Origin of the sequence: Pseudomonas sp. NPDC088429 (genome assembly GCF_044753305.1) — a bacterium.
GTDB classification, from domain to species: Bacteria; Pseudomonadota; Gammaproteobacteria; order Pseudomonadales; family Pseudomonadaceae; genus Aquipseudomonas; species Aquipseudomonas rustica.
This window is the reverse complement of the sequence record NZ_JBIVMX010000149.1, coordinates 1-2,462: the sequence shown is the minus strand read 5'-3', so window position 1 is coordinate 2,462 and position 2,462 is coordinate 1. Positions and strand designations below refer to the sequence as shown.

Sequence of the window (2,462 nt, the reverse complement as noted above, 5' to 3'; positions counted from 1 at the left end):
ACCCCGACCAAGGAGGCGGAAAGTCTCGTTCTAGAGAGGCCAGCCGTCGTGACCCTGTGGTCAGCGGCGGGCATTATACATAGGTAGCTGGCAATCTGCCGATGGTTCATATGCAACCAATCTCGTCCATTGGTCTAAAGGTCGCAGGGCAAGGTGGCGCGTAGAGTCGTTGCGAATGCTTGAGTTTGGCGCTTTTCCCTTTGCTTTCAGGGTTGTACGAAACGAGTTGTGCGATTGCCGGGAACAGAGGGTTTGCGTGTTGATTTAACTGGGTTACGCTCGAACCAAGCCAGATGTTCAATCCAAACAATGGAGTTCAGCATGGGTTACAAGAAGATTCAGGTTCCAGCCGTCGGCGACAAAATCACCGTCAATGCAGACCATTCTCTCAATGTTCCTGATAACCCGATCATCCCCTTCATCGAAGGTGACGGCATTGGTGTCGACATCAGCCCGGTGATGATCAAGGTTGTCGATGCTGCAGTTCAAAAGGCATACGGCGGTAAACGCAAGATTTCCTGGATGGAAGTCTTCGCCGGGGAAAAAGCCACTCAGGTTTACGATCAGGACACCTGGCTGCCTCAAGAAACGCTGGACGCAGTCAAGGATTACGTGGTTTCCATCAAAGGCCCGCTGACCACGCCGGTCGGTGGCGGCATCCGTTCGCTGAACGTGGCCCTGCGTCAGCAGCTCGACCTGTACGTTTGCCTGCGCCCGGTGCGCTGGTTCGAAGGCGTGCCAAGCCCGGTGAAAAAGCCTGGCGACGTCGACATGACGATCTTCCGCGAGAACTCCGAAGACATCTATGCCGGCATTGAGTGGAAGGCCGGTTCGCCGGAAGCCACCAAGGTCATCAAATTCCTTAAAGAAGAAATGGGCGTCACCAAGATCCGTTTCGACGAAAACTGCGGCATCGGTGTCAAGCCGGTTTCGCTGGAAGGCACCAAGCGTCTGGCGCGCAAGGCTCTGCAATATGTAGTCGATAACGACCGCGATTCGCTGACCATCGTGCACAAAGGCAACATCATGAAGTTCACCGAAGGTGCCTTCAAAGAGTGGGCCTACGAAGTGGCCGCTGAAGAATTCGGCGCGACCCTGCTCGACGGCGGCCCGTGGATGCAATTCAAAAACCCGAAAACCGGCAAAAACGTTGTGGTCAAAGACGCCATCGCCGACGCCATGCTCCAGCAGATCCTGCTGCGCCCGGCCGAATACGATGTGATCGCGACTCTCAACCTCAACGGTGACTACCTCTCCGATGCCCTGGCGGCAGAAGTGGGCGGTATCGGCATCGCGCCGGGGGCCAACCTGTCTGACACCGTGGCGATGTTCGAAGCCACCCACGGTACCGCGCCGAAGTACGCCGGCAAGGATCAGGTCAACCCGGGTTCGTTGATTCTTTCGGCAGAAATGATGCTGCGCCACATGGGCTGGACGGAAGCGGCGGATCTGATCATCAAGGGCACCAACGGCGCTATCTCGGCCAAAACCGTGACTTATGACTTCGAACGTCTGATGGATGGGGCCAAACTGGTGTCGTCTTCGGGCTTCGGTGATGCGCTGATCTCGCACATGTAAAACGCAGGCACACAAAAACCGCCTGACTCGATGAATTGAGTCAGGCGGTTTTTTTATGGCTGAATGTTTGCGGCGTCAGCTGGTCGCTGTTTGTTCTTCGGCGGCGACCGTGCTCGACACCGGCGAGACTTCGGCCGAAGTAATCTTCACCGCATGCAGGCCTTTGGGGCCTTGCACAATATCGAATCTCACCGCTTGACCTGCTTTAAGGGTTTTGTACCCGTCCATTTCAATGGCCGAATAATGGGCAAAGAAGTCGATGTCTTTGCCATCCTCATCGCGGCCCTCATGGGTGTCGGTGTTGATGAAACCGAATCCCTTGGCATTGTTGAACCATTTCACCTTGCCGACTGCCATGCTCAAATCCCTCTGCAACAGATTCCATCGCTGGAGTATCATCCAATTCATCCGCAATCTAATCCGTTAAAAGGATTGACTCCGCGGATCTTTTTTACCCACTGTGGGCTCTATTGGTTGTAACACCGTTTTCCCGATAGTCAAGGTGACCGGGCAGTCGGAGTTGAAAACGTGTACAACCGCCCCCACCACTGTATTTGCACAACTGACGAACCTTTCTTTCCATGCATGCAATCAGCCAGATTCGACTAACATTCAATCAGGATCGCCCGACTTTCCAAAAGGATCACCCGGAGGAACACGACGACGGTTCGGCGGGCGTTGCTGTTCAGGAAGCAAAGCCTGCATTACAGGCGCCGCCGATGTACAAGGTGGTTTTGTTCAACGATGACTACACACCGATGGATTTCGTCGTCGAAGTGCTCGAGGTGTTTTTTAACCAGAATCGCGAGCTGGCGACCAAGGTCATGCAGGCCGTTCATACAGACGGACGGGCAGTATGTGGAGTGTTTACCCGCCACATCGCC

Annotated in this window: 3 protein-coding genes; 2 read left to right on the top strand and 1 reads right to left on the bottom strand. The window is 54.8% G+C overall.

The window, feature by feature from the left end:
* Positions 1 to 321 precede the first annotated feature (321 nt).
* Positions 322 to 1,578 (top strand): NADP-dependent isocitrate dehydrogenase, encoded by a 1,257-nt coding sequence (gene icd / locus ACIP66_RS28515; protein WP_159813875.1) that lies wholly within the window; start codon positions 322 to 324, stop codon positions 1,576 to 1,578.
* A 75-nt stretch (positions 1,579 to 1,653) separates the two neighbouring features.
* Here icd and ACIP66_RS28510 read toward each other — a convergent pair whose 3' ends face one another.
* On the bottom strand, positions 1,654 to 1,935 hold the full coding sequence (locus ACIP66_RS28510; RefSeq protein WP_053121605.1) for a cold shock domain-containing protein: 282 nt from the start codon (positions 1,933 to 1,935) through the stop codon (positions 1,654 to 1,656).
* Between the two features lie 224 nt (positions 1,936 to 2,159).
* On the opposite strand from ACIP66_RS28510, the gene ACIP66_RS28505 reads away from it, so the two are divergent.
* The coding region (locus tag ACIP66_RS28505) for an ATP-dependent Clp protease adaptor ClpS (RefSeq protein WP_400652612.1) at positions 2,160 to 2,462 on the top strand (303 nt) is incomplete at its 3' end.